Raw genomic sequence first — 17,850 nt, forward strand, 5'->3', positions numbered from 1 at the left:
ATGATCAGGCGTTTCGTAAAATCGGAAGACGGCGCGGCGATGGTGGAAATGACCATCGTATCGACACTGCTGTTCGCTCTGGTTTTCGGTTTCGTCGATTTTGGCTACGCCTTCTATCAGTGGAACGCGGCGACTAAAACGGTTCAGGTCGGTGCGCGGTTGGCTTCCATTTCCGATCCTGTTGCGACCGCGCTTGCTACGGCGGCTCCGACCACGACGCCGGGCGCACCCGTCAGCGCTGGTGCTTATGCGCCATTCGTCTGCAAGTACACCGGCAACACCGGGGCATGTAATGGCGATTCTGCCAAATTCAGCGCTGCCGGGTTCAGCATCATCTTCAGAGGTGACACCACGTACACCAACGACAATACGTGCCCCGCGCTAGGCGCGAACCAACGGCCTGGTATGTGCCACTTCTTCCCGGGCTTGCACCGCGACAACATCGTCGTCACCTACGCGGCCACCGGGCTCGGATTCCAGACCCGTCTGGGTGGGCCGGTTCCGACAATCACCGTCAATTTGCAGAACCTGACCTTCCAGTTCTTCTTCCTCAAAGGACTGATGGGTTTCAACAACATCACAATGCCCTCCATGCTGAGCACCGTCACGGGCGAAGATTTAAAGAGTACCGCGCCATGAATGCCATCAACACCAAGGTGACGCCGACCAAGCGCAAGCAGGTGGCGCTGTTTTCGTCGGATCCGCAGTTCAAGCGCGATGTAGCGACGCGGCTCGACGCGCTGGCGATCTATGATGTCAGGGTTTCCGAGACGAGCGACTTCCTCAAGGGGCCGCCGGCCGATACGCGCCCGGGCATCGTCATCCTCGATCTCGGCAATGGCGAGCTGCTCGGCAGGCCCGGCATCGTCGAGGCGCGCGCGCTGTGGGCTGCCGTGCCGCTGATCGCGGTTTCCGACGAGCTGACCTCGGAGCAGACGCGCGTTTTGGTGCGCATGAACGCCTCGGACTGGCTGCACAAGCCGCTCGACGGCAAGGAGCTGCTCAATGCGGTGACCTTCCACGATACCGGCAACCAGGGAACGAAGAGCCGGATCATCACCTTCATCAGCGCCAGCGGCGGCGCGGGCGCGACGACGCTGGCGCTGTCGGCGGCCGAATTCCTGGCGTCGAAATCGGCCGAGCGCGGGGCGTCCACCTGTCTCGTCGACCTGGATTTCCAGAGCGCCAATTGCGGCGCCTATCTCAATCTGTTCAACCAGTTCGACCTTGCCGGCATCATCGGCCAGCCGGAGCGGCTCGATGTCGAGCTGATGGACGTCATCAAGCTGTCGCGCCCGTCCGGCCTCACCCTCTACGCGTTCGAGCGGCCGCAACTGCCGTTCGAGCCGCATGGCAGCGATTTCGTCTTCCGGCTGCTCGACCTCGTCGCCTACCGCTTCGACGACATCGTCATCGACCTGCCCAATCTCGAAACGCCCTGGCACAATTCCGTGCTGTCGACGAGCGACGAGATCTTCATCGTGTTCGAGCTCAACGTCGCTTCGCTGCGGCAAGGCAAGCGGCTCTACAAGAAGATCCGCGAGCTGCGCGGCAATGCGGTCTCGATCACGCTGGTCGCCAACAAGCACAAGCGCAAATGGTTCGGGAACCATTTTTCGCGCAGCGAGCTCGAGAAGATCTTCAAGGCGCCGCACATCAAGTCGGTGGCGCTCGACAACGCGCTTCTGACCGATGCGCTGAACAGGGCTATTCCGCCATCGGAAGTGGATGGGCGGGCGCGCTTCAACAAGGATCTGAAGCGGATGTTCAAAGAGCGGCTCGATGACGCTGCCCGATAGATATCGGATCGGCCCAAAGCTCGCCGGCGCATGTGCGCTCGGCGTGGCGCTGGCGCTGTCCGTCCACGACTTCGCCGAGGCGCGATCGGCGCTTTCGGAGCGGCCGCCGCTGCCGGCGATGGGGCCCAGCCTGCGCAAGGCCGTTGCCTTTAGAACCGCCGAGCAGCCGGGCACGATCATCATCCGCAAGGACGAGAAGGCGCTTTACCTGGTGACCCGCCAGGGCCAGGCGCTGCGTTACCAGATCAGCGTCGGACGCGACGGGTTCGGCTGGACCGGCACCGTTAAGGTCGGGGCGAAGACCGAATGGCCGGAGTGGCGCCCGCCGCAGGAAATGCGCGCCCGCCAGCCGGAGCTGCCGAAAATGGTGCCCGCCGGCCCCTACAACCCGCTCGGCGCAAGGGCGCTCTACCTGTCGCGGGACGGGCGCGACACGCTCTACCGCATACACGGCACCAACGACCCGTCGGGTGTCGGCTTCGACGGGACATCGGGCTGTTTTCGTCTCACCAATACGGATGTGATCGATCTTTTCAAACGCGTCGCGGTCGGCGCAAAGGTGGTGGTCCAATGACGATGATCAGCGAACCGGACATGCCGGCGATCGATATCGGAAACCAGGAACAGCGCGAACCGGCTGCCACCGAGAAACCCAGCAAGGCAAGGACGATCGGCGTCATCGTCGCCGGTGGCGCGCTTCTGATCACCGCGATCAACATGGCGGCCGCGGTCTATCTCTATCGGGGCATGAGCGACCTGCGTTTCGTCGAAGCGCGGCTGGAGCAGCTCGGCGCGTTCGAGCAGCGGATCGCGGCCCGGCTCGACACGGTCAACAACGGCTTCCAGAGCCGGTTCGAGAAACTGGACAGCCAGTTGCAAGGCAGCTTCAACGAGATCGATGCCAGCATTGCCCGGTTGGGGCAGAATGCGCCGGTCGCCGGCGGCGAGGCCATGCCGGGTGCGGAAGAACCGTCCGAATTCGCCACCAGCACGCTGGCGCAAGCGCCCGAAGCCCTCGACGGCGAGAGCGCGAGCGAACCCGGCGTCATCGAAGCGCCCGCACCCAGGAAGAGAATCGCATCGGCCTCGCCCCCTGCTCCAAGCTCCAACTACCAGCGCATCCAGCAGCCCGACGGCAAGGTCTATTACCGCCGGATCAACTAGACCCGGCAGAGCCCGGAGCGGGCGGGTTGCAGGTGGCGATCGGTCTAGAGATCGCGCTGCAGCGCCAGGATACGGATGGCCCGGACGGACCGCTCCCGCGCCTCAGTGAGGAAGGCGATGTGGCAGTAGGCACAGGCCACGATGCCCAAAAGCAGAACCAGGCTGTTTTTCAAGGTGAAATCGACGGCCAGCGAATACGGAAGACCCTTGGGCGACGTGAATTCGGCAATCGTGCTCGCCGTTTCCGAATGGCTGCCGACGGCGATCATCAGGCCAGCGAAAATCAAGGCGACGTGGTTGGCGAGGAACGAGAATGCCGACTTTTTGGTGTGGCACGCCACCCAGCAGACGATCGCTGCCGCGGCAAGAATGACGGCGTCGACAGCCATGGAGCCGCCCAGCCAGACATCGACCTGCTGCCAAAGCACCGTCGACAGAGGGCGCAGTTCAAGCCATAGCCACCATGCGGTCGGGCTGGCTGGGTATGTGCCCAGCAACAAGGTCGCCATGCGCTCCCCTGCCAGGAGCGCCAGAATGAGAAACGGAAAGGCGAAAAGCAGAAGCGGCTTGCGTTTCATGTTCCCTCGACAATCTGCAAGCCAGGATAGGCCGTATAGATTGCTCAAGGCTTAACAGCCTACTTCCGACCCTCTCCCGATTGCGAGCGTTCGAGGACGGCGAAGAAGATCACGGTGAGCAGAAGGACGATCAGCAGCAGCACGAACGCGGCTGCCGCGCCTTCGTTGAGCGAAAGGCCGAGAAAGGCACGGCGATAGGCAAAGAAGCTCAGCACTTCGGTCGCATTGCCTGGCCCGCCCTTGGTCAGGACATAGGGCAGATCGTAGGTCCGGAACTCGTTGATCAGCTGGATGATGATGGTGATCGCCGCGACCGGCCGAAGCATCGGCAGCGTGATGTAGAAGAATTGCTGCCAGCCGCGTGCGCCATCCACTTCAGCTGCCTCATAGGGATCTCGCGGCAAAGCGGCGAGCCCCGCGGCGAGGATCAGCACGACGAAGGACATTTGCTGCCAGATGTCGATCGCCGCCATCGTCCAGAGCGCCATGCCTGGCGTGCCGAGCCAGTCGAGGCGCGGCAGGCCGAACGTTTCCATCAGATGATTGGCGATGCCGAGATTGGGCTGGAGCAGCATGCGCCAGATCAAGGCGACGCTGATCGGCGACATCGCCATGGGAATGGTCAGAACCGCGAAATAGACCGGCTTCATCCGGACCGTCCGGTTGAGCATCAGGGCGATGCCCAGCCCGATCACGAATTCACCGACCACCGTCACCGCCGAATAGCGCACGGTGAGCCAGAGTGCGTTCCAGAACAGCTCATCGCCGATCATCGAGGCGAAATTCTTGAACCCGACAAGCGGCAGAAGCTGCGGCTTGATCAAGGTCATCGAGGAGATCGAGAGGATGCAGGCATAGGCCAGCGGAAAGCCCATCACGATCGCCAGCAGCAGCAGGCCGGGCAAGGCAAAGGCCCAGCCGGTCCGCCACTCGCGGCCACGGGCAGCCCATCCTTTTTTGATCGCATTGTGCATCGTAGCCGAGCCTTGGTCGGGGTGGCGTTGCTGATCTCGTCAAGATCCGGGGTCTGGACAAGATCCGGCGCGGCTGACACCGCCGCGCCGGATCTCCTTGCCGAGCCGGACCGCTATTTATCGAGGAGCCCCTGCAAGCCGTCGGAAGCCGCCTTCAGCGCCGCGTCCGATGTCGCCTGGCCGCCAGCCGCCAGCGAGAGCTGGGTACCGAGCAGATCCTCGTATTGCGCCGAATAGGTGAAGATCGGGAACGACTTGCCGGTCGCCACCACATCCTCGGCGGTCTTGTAGAAGGGATATTTCGCCAGCACCGCCGCATCGGCATAGACATCGCTGCGCACGGGCGCGTGGCCCTCGAGCGCGCGCTTCACCGAAACATCCTTGCTCTGCACCCACTGGATGAAGGTCCAGGCGGCTTCCTGCTCTTCCGGCGACGTGTTCTTGGGAATGCCCCAGCCCCAACCGCCGCTTTCGCCGTGGCCACCCGGCATCACCGACAGGGCGACCTTGCCGGCGACCGTCGGACACTTCACGGCATCGTCCATCTGCGGCAGCATCCACCAATAGGTGACCATGCTGAAGGCCGAACCGCTGCACATCAGGCGCATGGTGTCGTCGAGCGTCGCCGACACGGCACCCTGCTGGGCGCCGTGCTGGATGTTGTCGACATAGAGATCGAGCGCCTTCTTGGCCTCTGCCGTGTCGAGGCTCGCCTTGCCGTCGGCATTGAGATAGCTGCCGCCGGCGGAGAACAGGTAATTGGAGAATTCCATGCTGTTGGGATCGCCGCGCTGGCCCTGCATCGCGGCTCCGGCGACGCCGGCATTGGCCTTCATGAATTTGGAAATCGTCACATAGTCTTCGAGCGTCGTCGGCAAAGCGAGCTCCTTGCCGGTTGCCGTCTTGTAGGCGGCCTTGAGCTTCTCGTCGCCGATCAGGTCCGTGCGGTAGAGGAGGCCCATCGAGTAGTTGTACATGGGCACCAGAAACAGCTGGTCCTTGGTCCGGCCGAGCAGGTCAAGCGTCGAGGGAATGAAGGGGCTCAGATCGTATTTGGATTTCTCGACGAAGGGTTTCAGATCGGCGAGCCAGCCGGCGGCCGGAAATTCGCCGGCCCACAGGAAGTCGACCTCGAGCACATTGTAGTAGCTCTGCGGCGCGGTCAGCTGGGACACCAGCTTGTCGTGCATGTCGGGATAGCCGATCTTCTCGAACTCGACCTTGATGCCGGTCTGCTTCTCGAATTCGGGCAACAGCGCTTCGATGATCTTGGTTTCCGGCACGTCCTCCATCAAGGCGTGCAAGGTGATGGGCTCAGCCGCCCTGGCCGGAAGCGATGCGCTGACAACAGCTGCCCCGCTCACGGCCGTCATCAGCATTTTGATCAAGGTCTGCTTGTTCCAAGTCATAACTCTCTACTCCTCTTTCCCTCTGGACGCGGCGGTGATCCCGCCACGATTTCCTAACCGGCTAGCGAGCCATGTCGGCTCTCGGAGCGGCCGGCCTATTTCACGCTGCCGAACGTCAAGCCCTGGACGATGAAACGCTGGATGAAGCGGGAAGCCACGACCAGCGGCAGGATGGCAAGCACGACGCCGGCAGAAACCTTGGCGATCTGGACGCCGTTCGAGGTCTGCAACGCGGCGAGCGCAACCGGTATGGTCGCCGTCTTCGGCCCGCTCAAAACCAGGGCAAACAAAAACTCATTCCACGCCAGGATGAAACCGAGCACGCCGGCGGCCGCGATACCGGGCATCGACACCGGCAGCACAATGCGCCAGAAGGCGCCCCAGGCGGTCGCGCCGTCGGTCATCGCCGCCCACTCCAGATCGACTGGAATGCCTTCGAAGAAGCCCATCAGGATCCAGGTCAGGAAAGGCAGGTTGAGCGCGGCATAAACGATGATCAGCCCGGTCAGCGAATTGCTGAGCTCCAGGCTTCGGAACAGCGTGAAGGTCGGCAGCACCAGCGCCACGGGCGGCAGCATTTGCGTCGCCAGAACGGCAAAGCGCGCCCAACGACCGCCCGTACGGAAGCGGGCGAAGGCATAGCCGGTGGTGGCGGCGAAAGGCAAAGCGAGCAGAACCGAGCCGAGCGCGACGATCAGGCTGTTGAGGTAGGACTGACCGAAGCGACCTGACAGCAGCGCCGAATAATTGTCCGTCGTAAAGGCCGGCATCAGCTCGTTGCTGTAGGATAGCTGCTCGGGCACGAAGCTCGTCCGCAGCACCCAGAGCGGCGGCAGCAGCACGATGGCGCAAACGACAATCAGCCCGAAATGCAGGCCGAAGCGGCGGCGAAAGGCAGGCCGTTCGTTTCTGTCCATCATCGAGTGGCCCCCATGAGGCTCGGCCGCGCGATGACCAGTTCGGTCTCGGGATCAAACAGGTGCATTGGCAGCGGGTCGATGTAGAGCTCGACGATCGAGCCGACGGGCGCCGTGAAATAACGGCTCAGGCGGGCGGCGATCTCCAACGGCTTGTCGTCTCCGGCGGGGTGGGCATGATCCTTGCCGGTGGCCTGACCCGCGATCTGGCCGATCAGGACGTTCTCGGCGCCGAGAGCCTCGACGGCCACGACCCGTACGGCAATCTTCTGCCAGTCCGGCTTGTCGGCGCGTTCGTGGAAATCTTCGGCTCGAACGCCCAGAATGACGCGGCGCCCGACACGCTCGCCATAGGCGTTGCGGTGGCGGGCGGTGACGGTAAGCACGGCACCACTGTCGGTCACGACGGAGAGCCCTTCGCCAGGTGCGGGCTGAAGCGTGGCCGGAATGAGGTTCATCGGCGGCGTCGCCAGGAAGCGCGCGACGAAGGTGTTGACCGGGTCGGCATAGACTTCAAGCGGCCGGCCGGCCTGGACCAGGCGACCATCGCGCATGATGCATATGCGATCGCCCATGGTCATGGCCTCGACCTGGTCATGCGTGACATGGACGATGGTGCGGCCAAGGCGCCGGTGCAGCTTGACGAGTTCGAGCCGCATCTCTGCACGCAGCTGCGCATCGAGGTTGGACAGCGGCTCGTCAAGCAGGAAGGCCGCCGGTTCGCGAACGATCGCCCGGCCGAGCGCGACACGCTGCCGCTGGCCGCCCGAAAGCGCTGCCGGCTTGCGGCCGAGAAGATTCTGCAGCCCGAGCAGGTTAGCGGCGTCCGCAATCTTGGCATCGATGACCGCTGCGTCGGTGCCGCGCATCTTCAGCCCGAAGGCCATATTCTGCCGCACCGACATATGCGGATAGAGCGCGTAGCTCTGGAAAACCACCGCGACGTTGCGGTCGCGCGGCGCGACATTGGCGACGCTCTTGCCACCGATGCGGAGATCGCCGGAAGAGATACTCTCCAGGCCGGCAATCATCCGCAGCGTCGTCGACTTGCCGCATCCCGACGGGCCGAGAAAGATCACGAATTCACCGTCAGGAATGGTGAGATCGACCTCATGCACCCCGTAATTGCCATTGCCGTAGAGCTTGGAAACGCGATCGAGCTCGATAGACGCCATAGACTTTCCTCATGAACCCGTCTGACCCGGCTGAACGCCGAAGGCCGGAGTCGAGCGAACGGTCATCTTAGAGAACAAAATATAACATTGAAAGCCTGCCTTCTGATCATATGTGTTCACTTTTTTTGGATGGCGCGTGCCAGCATCAGGATCCGGTTACAGCCGCCAAAAGCCGTCAGGTCATGTAGACGCCGCCGGTCACGTTGACCCCCTGGCCAGTCATGAAGCGGGCTTGATCCGAACAGAGGAAGACGACGACGTCGGCGACATCCTCCGGCAGCTCGAGCCGGCCGAGCGGCGTCTGCGCGATATAGTCGGCGACCACCCGTTCGGGCGTGACTTGCCGCAGATGCGCCTCCCACTCGACTTCTCGCGATTGCATGCCGGTCTTGACGAACCCCGGGCAGACGGCATTGACGCGTATCCCTTTGGGCGCGAGCTCGCGGGCAAAGGCCTGCGTCCAGCCGAGCACGGCGAACTTGGACGCCGAATAATGCGCTAGGAGCGGCGCACCGACCTTCGCGGCAAGCGAGGCGGTGTTGACGATGCAGCCCGTGCCCTGCTTGACAAAATGCCGTCCAGCGATCTGATTTGCGAGGAACACCCCGCGCGCATTGACCGAGAAGTTGAAGTCCCACTCCTCGTCGGTCAGATCCAGCGCATGCTGCATGGTGGACACGCCGGCATTGGCGATCAGGATGTCGCAGCCGCCAAGCGCTTCCAGTACGGCGGCAAAGGCCGCCTCGACGGAATCGCGACGGCGAACATCGACCGTGACGGCGACGGCACCGCCGCCAATCTCCTCGGCCGCCTTGCGCGCCGCGTCGGGATCCAGATCGCCGATCGCCACGGCGACACCCTGCCGCGTCAGGGCGGTCGCGATCGCGCGACCGATCCCCGCGCCGCCACCCGTCACAAAGGCACGCTTGCCCGCGAGTTCGGCAAGCACTGGAGGAATGACGGAGACAGCCGGCATGGTCGTATTCTCTCTGCTTGGTGGCGGAATGCGATCTGTTGATATCGAGATGCATACCAATAAATTCGAACGCTGCAAACATATTTTTGTTTGAAAATGTTCGATCATGCGGTAGAGTTGAAGTTGCAGACCGCTTCGTCAGCGGCTTACCCACCGGATACATCGATGGCCGACGACACCGCCTCTCCCCTATCGTCCACGCATGGCGCACCGCGTGATGCCGATCGTCAGCGCCTTCTCGCGCACGATCGACAAGCCCGCATCCTCGCTTTCCTGCGCCGGACGGGGTCGCTCACCGTCGCCGCGGCAGCGGCCGAACTCGCCGTTTCCGACATGACGATCCGCCGCGATCTCGTCGAACTGGAACGCGAGGGTAGGCTTGTGCGAATCCACGGAGGTGCGATCGAGGCGGACAACCCGCCGCTGGTCGCCATGGACAGTGAGGAGCCGAGTTTCGATTCGCGCTTGCGCCAGCGCCGCGACCCGAAGGCCGCGATTGCCGCCGCCGCGGCCGGCTTGGTTTCGGGATACCGCACGATCGCATTGGATGTCGGCACCACCACCTATCTGATGGCCGAGCACCTCAAGGACCTTCCGCACGCCAAGGTGTTCACCAACAGCCTCAGGATCGCGGCGGCGCTGAACGGCGGTGTGCCCGAAGTCTATGTTGCTGGCGGCCGTGTACGGGCCGACGAGATGTCGACCGGCGGGCCCGCGGCCATCGCCCAGTTCGAGGCGCTGTGGTTCGATGTCGCCGTGATCGGCGTCTCCGGCATCACGGCGGACGGCCTCTTCGACTATTCCTTCGATGATACCGATATGAAGCGCGCCTATCTGAGACGCTCAGGCACCAAGATCGTGCTCTGCGATTCCGCCAAATTCCTGCGCATGTCGCTGGTGCGGATAGCGCCACTGTCGGACGTCGACATCCTCATCACCGATGCCGAGCCGCCGGCCAAGATCGCCGCGGCGCTCGCCGCGGCCAAAGTCGACCTGCGCATCGCGCCGCCGCTGACGCGCGACTGAGGCGCAACATTTTCACTTATCCCCAAGGAGACGACTCGATGGTATTTGAATTTTTCGGCGACAAGAAGAAGGCTGTCATCTCGATGGCACATATCGGTGCCCTGCCGGGAACGCCCCTCTATGATGCCGATGGCGGCCTGGACAAGCTGATCGATGGCGTGCTCTCCGACATTCGCAAGCTGCAGAGCGGCGGCGTCGATGCCATCATGTTCGGCAACGAGAACGACCGCCCCTATGTCTTCAAGGCGCCGCCCGAAGGCATTGCCGCCATGACTGCGATCGTCCAGGCGGTGAAGCCCGAACTGAAAGTGCCGTTTGGCGTCAATTATCTCTGGGATCCGACCGCCAGCGTCGCGATCGGGGCTGCCACCGGAGCCCGTTTCGTGCGCGAGATCTTCACCGGCCTGTTCGCTTCCGACATGGGCTTGTGGGAGCCCGATTGCGCCGCCGCCTCGCGCCTGCGGCACAATCTTGGCCGCGACGACATGAAGCTTCTCTTCAACATCAATGCAGAGTTCGCACACTCGCTCGACCAGCGTCCTATTGAATTGCGCGCCAGGAGCGCGGTGTTCTCGTCGATGGCCGACGCCATCCTCGTTTCCGGTCCGATCACTGGCCAGCCGGCCGACCAGTCCCACCTGCGCAGCGTCTGCGAGACGATCAAGGACGTGCCGGTCTTCGCCAACACCGGCGTGAACCTCGACAATGTCCGCGATGTCCTTTCGCTGGCGAGCGGCGTCGTGATCGGGACCCATTTCAAGATCGATGGCAATACCTGGAACGCCGTCGACGGCGATCGGGTCAAGCGCTTCATGGACGTTGTCGCCACCTTGCGCTGAGGACGGCTTCCACGGCGATGCCGGCCACCGCCGGCTCGCGGTGATCATATCGATCGTTGCGGGCCGGCGTCCGGAATGATCGACTGGTATCGAGCAGTGGGACACAACGAGGCAGACAGGTTCGCCCGCCTGCCCTTCCCGGCATTTCAATGGATTCGACATGACGTTCGTTCTCGGTCTCGATATCGGCACCACCTCGACGATCGGCATTCTGATCCGGCTTCCCGATCAGGTGCTGGGCCTCGCCTCGCGCCCCGTCACGCTGCATTCCGAGCATGCGGGCTGGGCCGAGGAAGATCCCGCGCAATGGTGGATCAATGTCCGCGACATCGTGCAGGAGTTGCTCAGGACCAGCGGCATCAAGGCCGAGGAGATCGTGGCGGTCGGCACCACCGGCATGCTGCCGGCGGTCGTTCTCCTGGACGACCAGGGCGAAGTGCTGCGGCCAAGCATTCAGCAGAGCGACGGCCGCTGTGGCGCCGAAGTGGCCGAACTGCGGACCGAATGCGATGAGGCGGCTTTCATCGCCAAGGCCGGCAACGGCATCAACCAACAGCTCGTCACCGCAAAGCTGCGCTGGATAGAGCGTCACGAGCCGGAGGTGTTCAGCCGCATCGCCACCGTTTTCGGCTCCTATGACTATATCAACTGGCGCCTCACCGGCGAACGTGCGGTCGAGCAGAACTGGGCGCTGGAGGCCGGCTTCGTCGATGTTTCGACGCACCGGATCGACGACGATCTGGTGGCGCTCGCTCACATACCGCGCTCGGCCGTGCCACGAAAGATCGCCTCGCATGAGATCCTCGGTTCCGTCTCGGCGAAGGCCGCGGATGAGACCGGCCTGATGGCGGGAACACCTGTCGTCGGTGGTGCGGCCGACATGATCGCTTCCGCGCTCGGCGCCGGAGTTGCCAAAGCAGGCGATGTCCTCCTGAAATTCGGCGGCTCGGTCGATATCCTGATCGCCACCGATCAGATCAAGCCAGATCCGCGCATGTATCTCGATTACCATCTGGTGCCGGGCCTGTTCATGCCCAATGGCTGCATGTCGACCGGCGGCTCGGGCCTCAACTGGTTCGTACGCAATTTCGCCGGCGGCGAGATGGTCGCGGCACAGGCCGAGGGTATTTCGGTACACCAGCGGCTCGATGCGCTGGCGGCAGAGCGTCCCGCCGGTGCCGATGGCCTCATCATCCTGCCCTATTTCCTCGGCGAGAAGACGCCGATCCATGATCCAGCGGCTCGTGGCGTGATCGATGGGCTGACGCTGTCGCACGATATCGGCCATGTCTGGCGCGCTTTGCTCGAGGCCTATGCCTTTGCCATCGCGCATCATGTCGAGGTGCTCAACGACATGGGCCACCGGACCGAGCGCTATCTCGCCTCCGACGGCGGCTCAAGCAGCAAGGTCTGGATGCAGATTGTCGCGGATGTCCTGCAAAAGCCGGTCCAACGCCTGACCGGGCACCCCGGCTCTTGCATCGGCGCTGCCTGGACGGCGGCGATCGGCGTCGGCCTAACCGACGACTGGTCGGGCGTTTCCGGTTTCGTCAGCTTCGCCGACCGGCTCGATCCCGACCCGCGCAAGGCTGACATCTACCGCGACGGCTATCGCCGCTATCGCGATCTTTATGCGCGCCTGTCGGCTCCTGGCGCGACCAGAGCGGGATCGTCATCGTGATGTATCGCGCCGTCGCCTGGACATCGACGGAACGCTGATCGACAGCGAGCCGTTGCATCATCAATCCCTCCTCGCCGGCTGCCGCAACTGGAACGTCGATCTTGACGACCTGCCCGACCAAGCCTTTCGCGGCATCCATATGGGCGACGTCTGGACAATGCTGCGTCCGCGTCTCCCAGTCGGGCTCGACCAGGCGGAGTGGCTCGCCGCTATCAATGCCCACTACGTCGCGAACCGGGCGAACGCCGTCCCAATCCCCGAGGCGGTCGAGACGATTCGGACCCTGGCTGACCGCGGCGTCCCGCAGGTCTGCGTCTCGAATTCCGGCCGGCAAGTCGTCAATGCCAATCTCGATGCGCTCGGCGTGCTCGATCATATGAGTCTCACAATCAGCCTCGACGACGTGTCGGCCGGCAAGCCCGACCCCACGCCCTATCGCGAGGCCTGCCGGCAGCTCGCCGTAGCTCCAGGGTCGGTGGTGGCCGTGGAAGACAGCCGCACCGGCACTAAGGCAGCACGAGCCGCCGGTCTGTTCGTGGTTGGCTATCTCCCCAGCGGCGGCCTGCTCGGCGACGTCGATCTCAGCACCAACCGTCTGTCGTCGATCCTGGATCTGTTTCCAGGCTGAGGGTTTGCGCGTCGTTACCTTCCAGGTGTGCGCTTGACCATGCATTCAGGATCGTAGCGTGATGGCAACTGATCGATTCACATCGACCGGTAGGAATCCCCCTTGCGCCTCGGCGTCGTGAAACCGCAAACGACACCACACCAGGATGGACGCTTGATGAACGACCTCCCCCAAACACTTGCAGCGGACTCGCTCGGGCCAACCGTGACGATTGGAGAAATCCTGGTAGAGATCGTCGCGAGGCAGACAGGCACCGGCTTCCGGGAACCTATCGACCTCATTGGCCCCTTTCCGAGCGGCGCGCCCGCCATCTTCATCGATCAATGCGCACGTATGGGCGGAGCGGCCGCAATGGTGGGCGTGGTCGGCGACGACGATTTCGGCGTCGTCAACGTGGAGCGCCTGAAGCGGGACGGCGTAGACACTTCCGCCATCGCTGTTTCCCCGGATTATCCGACGGGCAGCGCCTTTGTTCGCTACCGCACGGACGGAAGCCGCGATTTCGTCTACAACATCGCCAAATCCGCCGCCGCTCGATTGGAATGGACCCCGCAGGTCGAGGCGCTGATCGCGCGTTGCGGGCATATCCATGTCATGGGAACGGTGTTCGCAAGTCCCGCAGCCTGGGCGATCACCGAACGCGCGATCCCGCTGATCAAGGCACGCGGCGGCACGATGTCGCTCGATCCGAACCTGCGCAAGGAATTGCTGGCGCACGGCCAGACCGAGGAGAAATTCGCCGGTCTGGTGGACGAAGCGGACCTGCTGCTGCCGTCGGGCAATGAATTGTTCCTGGCCGCCGGCACGGACGGCGAGGAACGCGCGATCGAGGCGCTGTTCAGACGAGGGGTCAAGGAGATCGCCGTGAAGCGCGGCGAACATGGCGCGTCAGCCCGTCAAAGCACCGGAGCCCGCGCCGATTGCCCCGGCCTGATCGTCGAGGAAACGGACCCCACCGGGGCCGGCGACTGTTTCGGGGGAGCCTATGTCGCATGCCGGCGGCTGGGCATGGCGCTGCAGACGGCGCTCGAATTCGCCAACGCGGCAGGGGCGCGCAACGTCACACGCCACGGTCCCATGGAGGGAGCCGGCACGCCGGCCGAGCTGGAAGATTTCATGGCAAGAACGGCGAGAAGAAATTGATGCGTGTGGCGATCGAAGATTTGCCGGCCCTGCACAGGGACGGGAAGAAAATCGGGGTGACCTCGGTGTGCTCGGCGCACCCGCTGGTGCTTAAAGCCGCACTACGCCACGGCCGGGAAACCGGCACCACCGTGCTGATCGAGGCGACGTGCAATCAGGTCAATCATCTGGGCGGTTATACGGGCATGACGCCGGCCGATTTCGCGGCGATGGTGGAAGCGCTCGCGGCAGCCGAGCGGTGCCCGGAAGAGCTGATCGTGCTTGGCGGGGATCATCTCGGCCCTAATCCCTGGAAAGACCGGCCCGCCGAGGAGGCGATGGCGCAGGCCGGGACGATGGTCGATGCCTATGTCCGCGCCGGCTTCCGCAAGATCCACCTCGATGCTTCGATGGGCTGCGCGGGTGAACCGGCGACGCTAGACGACCACACGGTGGCCGGGCGCGCGGCCAGGCTGGCGGGCGTCGCGGAGCAGGCGGCAGCGCAGAGCGGCGGGGCAAGCCCGGTCTACATCATCGGGACGGAGGTGCCGCCGCCCGGTGGCGCCGATCACGCTTTGGATGCGATCACCCCGACCAGTCCGGAGGCGGGTAGCCAGACACATGCCATTCACGCCCAGGCGTTCCAAACCGCCGGGCTTGAAAGCGCATTTTCCCGCGTCATCGGGCTTGTCGTGCAGCCGGGCGTGGAGTTCGGCAACCAGAATGTGATTTTCTACGATCGGACCAAGGCCGGCGACCTGGCGGCAACCCTCGACAGATTGCCGTCGCTCATTTTCGAAGCCCATTCGACGGACTATCAGGGTGAGAGGCCGTTGCGTGAACTCGTCGAGGACGGCTTCGCCGTCCTCAAGGTCGGACCCGAGCTGACCTTCAAGCTGCGCGAGGCGCTGTACGCGCTCGACCTGATCGCTTCCGACCTGGTGCCTGACTATGGCGAGCGGCCGCTTTACCACGCAATGGAAGAGCTGATGCAAGGCACCCCCAAGAATTGGGCAAGCCACTATCATGGAAGCGATGCCGACAAGCGGACGCTGCGCCACTACTCCTATTCCGATCGCATCCGATATTATTGGGCGATCCCGCAAGCCCGTGCCGCCTGCAACCGTCTCTTCGATACGTTGAACGGCCGCAAGGTGCCGGTGATGCTGTTTCTCCAGCACCTGCCTTCTGCAGTCACATGGGCTGACCGGGCCTGCGACGTCGAGGAGATCGCGATCGGTCACGTCCGGCGGAGCATCGAGGCCTACGCCCGGGCATGCGGCACCTGAGATCCTCGTCCGGTCCTTCAGGGCCAGAGCGGATGGGCTGGCGGGCGGCAGGAACGCTTACAGCGATGGCCCCAATCGGATCGGACTGCCGTCGCTGAAACGGGATTGACGGAACCTGTAGAGGTTGTGCCCGGTCTCGTTGCCTTGGACGAGGTCGGACAACACACGGCCGATGCCGGGTCCGATGCCGAAGCCGTGGCCGCTCATCCCGGTCGCTATAACGAGACCCGGGATCGCAGCGGCGCGATCGACGATGGGCACGACATCAGGCATCGCATCGATCATGCCCGCCCAGCTCGCCTTGAGCGGTACAGTCGTGAACTGAGGGAAAAGCTCCCTGAACCCGCGGTCGATGGCGCGGAGCGCCGACGTCTCGGGAGCGGGATTGAGGACCCGCATCCGTTCGAAAGGGCTTTTTTCATCCGCGTTCCATCTGCGCGGCGTCGACCAGCCATCCGGGTATCCTCGCGGCGCGGCCGGCAGGTAGCGCGTGCCGAAGGGATTGGCCATCAGGGCGCTGAAATATTTGCCCGCATGGCGAAATGCGTCCGGCCCTATGTAGAGTTGGCTGCTGCCTCCCGATGCGAGCGTATACCCGCCATCCTGCCTGCGCCGGAAAGCGATGCGTTCATCCGCGGCGGCACCGGCGTGGATCTCCGGCATCGGTGCTGTCGCGGCGACGGTCGCCCTGACGCTGAGCTGCGGAATCGAGATGCCGTGGGCGCGCAGGAAGAGCGACGTCCACGCGCCGCTGGCGACGACGACGTTCGAGGTCGCGATGCGCCCTTTCTCGGTCCAGACGCCACTGATGCGTCCCGCGGAGATGTCGAGCATACGTGCCGCGCAATTCTCGATGATCGTCACACCTTCGCGGGCCGCCAGGCGAGCAAGCGCGGGCACCGCGACCCAAGGTTCCGCCCGCATGTCCGATGGGGTGATCATTGCGCCTTTGAACGGTCGCGACATGGCCGGGATCAGGCTTGCCAACTCACCTTGGTCGAGGAGACGCGTGTCGACGCCATGAGCCTGGGCAATCTCGAGAAACTTCGCGAAACCGGCCATCTCCTTGTCTGTCCGCGCAAGATAGGTAACGCCCGTCTGCTTCAGTCCTATGTCCTCGCCACATTCCTGCGCCAGTTGCCGCCAGAGGCGCTGCGCTTCGATGACGATCGGCAGTTCGTCGGCATCGCGGCCCTGCTGCCGGATCCAGCCCCAATTGCGCGAGGATTGCTCGGCGGCGATGCGGCCCTTTTCCAGCAGCGTCACCGAGACGTTCCGTCGCGCCAGGAACAGTGCCGTGCTCACGCCAATGACCCCGCCGCCGATGATCACGACGTCCGAAGTCTTCGGCAGGGGCTGCTGGAACTGGATCGAGGTGGCTTCGGTGAAGGGGAAGATTGTCAAAGAGCACCGTCCTTCTTGGTATGCTGCGGCGACATCCGGTCCACGCTGGCAGCGAGATCTGGGCAGCGATGTCTGGCCGCCGTGAAATGTCGATACCACGCGAGGAGATTGATCGTCAGCTACTGCTTGCCGACAAGGACGGCGACAGATCGCGGGTCTGGAAGTCCCTCTGGACAATGAGTTTTGAAACTGCCGGCCAAAGGCTGGCGACTGTGCAAGCGTGCCCCACTATTGCGTTATCGGCGGCGGCATCGTCGACCTGGCGACGGCCATGCGGCTGGTTGAGACATATCCCGGCTGCAGCCTGATGCTGTTGGCCGGAAATACTGTCCGAGCCTCGGCCTCGCGACCTGCTCCCGCACGAAGCAGGCATCCGCGCGCAAGCCGTGCGCAAAGACAGTGCCCTCATCCATGATTTCCTGTTCGCACAAACGGACCGCATGCTGCACGTCTGCAACGCCCCTTCACCCGCCGCCTCCTCGGCGATCCCGATTGCAGAGATGATTCGAGATCGCCTCATGCAGGGCTGCTGAAAACGAGGCGGTATGCATGGAGCCGCAACGCCCGCTGAACGCTGGAGTATCCGTCTTGGCCAAGGGATTGGGGCACCGGCCGCGGGCAACGCAGCTTTTGCGTCAGAACCAGATCCGCTCACCACCGGGCCAGCAATTCCGCTCCCGGCGAGAAGGTACTTGGCCTGCCGGCTATAGCCGCTCGGCCTCAGGCCTGCGGTTTCCGCAAGCGTTAGCCTCCTGTGGACGCCGGCATTTTTGGCTGCGCAAAGATCTCAAGCGAAACGACGGCCGACGTCGCAGGTTCGACCGTCATAGGCATAGCTCGACGAGCTCCCTATGGTACACGTCCACAGA

17 protein-coding genes and 1 pseudogene are annotated in these 17,850 nt (G+C 63.6%); 11 read left to right on the plus strand and 7 right to left on the minus strand.

Annotation, left to right across the window (positions count from 1 at the left end; genetic code table 11):
- The 4 genes from NKJ04_RS30240 to NKJ04_RS30255 are packed head-to-tail and all read left to right on the plus strand — an operon-like array spanning position 1 to position 2,963.
- A complete protein-coding gene (locus NKJ04_RS30240) occupies positions 1-639 on the plus strand; it encodes a TadE/TadG family type IV pilus assembly protein (RefSeq protein ID WP_352679237.1) in 639 nt (212 codons plus the stop codon).
- Positions 636-1,799, plus strand: coding sequence for a CpaE/TadZ family protein (locus NKJ04_RS30245; RefSeq protein ID WP_352679240.1), 1,164 nt, complete (start codon positions 636-638; stop codon positions 1,797-1,799). Before NKJ04_RS30240 ends, NKJ04_RS30245 begins: the two co-directional genes overlap by 4 nt.
- Positions 1,783-2,373: a L,D-transpeptidase gene (locus NKJ04_RS30250; protein ID WP_352679243.1), complete on the plus strand. Its 591-nt coding sequence runs from the start codon at positions 1,783-1,785 to the stop codon at positions 2,371-2,373. The genes NKJ04_RS30245 and NKJ04_RS30250 overlap by 17 nt, the downstream gene beginning before the upstream one ends.
- Complete coding sequence (locus NKJ04_RS30255; protein WP_352679245.1) at positions 2,370-2,963, plus strand: hypothetical protein; 594 nt, start codon at positions 2,370-2,372, stop codon at positions 2,961-2,963. The genes NKJ04_RS30250 and NKJ04_RS30255 overlap by 4 nt, the downstream gene beginning before the upstream one ends.
- A gap of 44 nt (positions 2,964-3,007) precedes the next feature.
- Here NKJ04_RS30255 and NKJ04_RS30260 read toward each other — a convergent pair whose 3' ends face one another.
- The 6 genes from NKJ04_RS30260 to NKJ04_RS30285 all read right to left on the minus strand — a co-directional run bounded on the left by NKJ04_RS30260 (position 3,008) and on the right by NKJ04_RS30285 (position 8,992).
- Positions 3,008-3,541, minus strand: coding sequence for a hypothetical protein (locus tag NKJ04_RS30260; protein ID WP_127292981.1), 534 nt, complete (start codon positions 3,539-3,541; stop codon positions 3,008-3,010).
- 59 nt (positions 3,542-3,600) lie between these two features.
- Positions 3,601-4,515 (minus strand): carbohydrate ABC transporter permease, encoded by a 915-nt coding sequence (locus NKJ04_RS30265; RefSeq protein WP_127395315.1) that lies wholly within the window; start codon positions 4,513-4,515, stop codon positions 3,601-3,603.
- 113 nt (positions 4,516-4,628) lie between these two features.
- Positions 4,629-5,924: an ABC transporter substrate-binding protein gene (locus NKJ04_RS30270; RefSeq protein WP_352679249.1), complete on the minus strand. Its 1,296-nt coding sequence runs from the start codon at positions 5,922-5,924 to the stop codon at positions 4,629-4,631.
- Between the two features lie 95 nt (positions 5,925-6,019).
- The gene (locus NKJ04_RS30275; protein WP_081734746.1) at positions 6,020-6,844 is read right to left on the minus strand and encodes a carbohydrate ABC transporter permease; all 825 of its coding nucleotides are present in this window, start codon (positions 6,842-6,844) and stop codon (positions 6,020-6,022) included.
- Positions 6,841-8,016, minus strand: coding sequence for an ABC transporter ATP-binding protein (locus tag NKJ04_RS30280; protein WP_352679253.1), 1,176 nt, complete (start codon positions 8,014-8,016; stop codon positions 6,841-6,843). Before NKJ04_RS30280 ends, NKJ04_RS30275 begins: the two co-directional genes overlap by 4 nt.
- Positions 8,017-8,191: 175 nt before the next feature.
- The gene (locus NKJ04_RS30285) at positions 8,192-8,992 is read right to left on the minus strand and encodes an SDR family NAD(P)-dependent oxidoreductase (protein WP_127292989.1); all 801 of its coding nucleotides are present in this window, start codon (positions 8,990-8,992) and stop codon (positions 8,192-8,194) included.
- Positions 8,993-9,157: 165 nt separating this feature from the next.
- Between NKJ04_RS30285 and NKJ04_RS30290 the strand changes: the two genes are divergently transcribed.
- The 6 genes from NKJ04_RS30290 to NKJ04_RS30315 all read left to right on the plus strand — a co-directional run bounded on the left by NKJ04_RS30290 (position 9,158) and on the right by NKJ04_RS30315 (position 15,577).
- Positions 9,158-10,018: a DeoR/GlpR family DNA-binding transcription regulator gene (locus NKJ04_RS30290; protein ID WP_352679255.1), complete on the plus strand. Its 861-nt coding sequence runs from the start codon at positions 9,158-9,160 to the stop codon at positions 10,016-10,018.
- A gap of 38 nt (positions 10,019-10,056) precedes the next feature.
- Entirely contained in the window at positions 10,057-10,857 is an 801-nt protein-coding gene (locus tag NKJ04_RS30295; RefSeq protein WP_352679258.1) for a BtpA/SgcQ family protein, read from the plus strand.
- A gap of 160 nt (positions 10,858-11,017) precedes the next feature.
- The gene (locus NKJ04_RS30300) at positions 11,018-12,538 is read left to right on the plus strand and encodes an FGGY-family carbohydrate kinase (protein ID WP_352679261.1); all 1,521 of its coding nucleotides are present in this window, start codon (positions 11,018-11,020) and stop codon (positions 12,536-12,538) included.
- Positions 12,489-13,166 carry an HAD family hydrolase gene (locus tag NKJ04_RS30305; RefSeq protein ID WP_352679264.1) on the plus strand — a complete coding sequence of 226 codons (678 nt, stop codon included), beginning with the start codon at positions 12,489-12,491 and terminating at the stop codon, positions 13,164-13,166. Before NKJ04_RS30300 ends, NKJ04_RS30305 begins: the two co-directional genes overlap by 50 nt.
- Before the next feature lie 156 nt (positions 13,167-13,322).
- Complete coding sequence (locus NKJ04_RS30310; RefSeq protein ID WP_128302642.1) at positions 13,323-14,309, plus strand: tagatose kinase; 987 nt, start codon at positions 13,323-13,325, stop codon at positions 14,307-14,309.
- Positions 14,309-15,577, plus strand: coding sequence for a D-tagatose-bisphosphate aldolase, class II, non-catalytic subunit (locus NKJ04_RS30315; protein WP_352679266.1), 1,269 nt, complete (start codon positions 14,309-14,311; stop codon positions 15,575-15,577). Before NKJ04_RS30310 ends, NKJ04_RS30315 begins: the two co-directional genes overlap by 1 nt.
- A 57-nt stretch (positions 15,578-15,634) precedes the next feature.
- Here the strand turns inward: NKJ04_RS30315 and NKJ04_RS30320 are convergent, their stop codons facing one another.
- Positions 15,635-16,981, minus strand: coding sequence for an NAD(P)/FAD-dependent oxidoreductase (locus NKJ04_RS30320; RefSeq protein ID WP_352679292.1), 1,347 nt, complete (start codon positions 16,979-16,981; stop codon positions 15,635-15,637).
- 318 nt (positions 16,982-17,299) lie between these two features.
- Here NKJ04_RS30320 and NKJ04_RS30325 point away from each other — a divergent pair.
- Positions 17,300-17,514, plus strand: a pseudogene (locus NKJ04_RS30325) (L-2-hydroxyglutarate oxidase); the annotation flags it as partial.
- Between the last annotated feature and the right edge of the window lie 336 nt (positions 17,515-17,850).

Source organism: Mesorhizobium sp. M0618 (assembly GCF_040320765.1).
GTDB lineage: Bacteria > Pseudomonadota > Alphaproteobacteria > Rhizobiales > Rhizobiaceae > Mesorhizobium.